The organism is Salinarimonas soli (assembly GCF_008386575.1).
GTDB classification, from domain to species: Bacteria; Pseudomonadota; Alphaproteobacteria; order Rhizobiales; family Beijerinckiaceae; genus Salinarimonas_A; species Salinarimonas_A soli.
The window spans coordinates 1-470 of record NZ_VUOA01000210.1 but is presented as its reverse complement, the minus strand read 5'-3'; the positions used below and the strand labels follow the sequence as shown (position 1 = coordinate 470).

Annotated in this window: 1 rRNA gene; it reads left to right on the top strand. The window is 53.2% G+C overall.

Annotated features, from left to right (window positions below):
* Nucleotides 1-470 (top strand): 23S ribosomal RNA (locus F0L46_RS26710); the annotation flags it as partial.

The window sequence follows — 470 nt, the reverse complement described above, 5'->3', positions numbered from 1 at the left end:
GAAAGATGGTGAACTATGCCTGAGCGGGGTAAAGCCAGAGGAAACTCTGGTGGAAGCCCGCAGCGATACTGACGTGCAAATCGTTCGTCTGACTTGGGTATAGGGGCGAAAGACTAATCGAACCATCTAGTAGCTGGTTCCCTCCGAAGTTTCCCTCAGGATAGCTGGAGCTCGGACGCGAGTTCTATCGGGTAAAGCCAATGATTAGAGGCATTGGGGGCGCAACGCCCTCGACCTATTCTCAAACTTTAAATAGGTAGGACGTGTCGGCTGCTTTGTTGAGCCGTCACACGGAATCGAGAGCTCCAAGTGGGCCATTTTTGGTAAGCAGAACTGGCGATGCGGGATGAACCGGAAGCCGGGTTACGGTGCCCAACTGCGCGCTAACCTAGAACCCACAAAGGGTGTTGGTCGATTAAGACAGCAGGACGGTGGTCATGGAAGTCGAAATCCGCTAAGGAGTGTGTAAC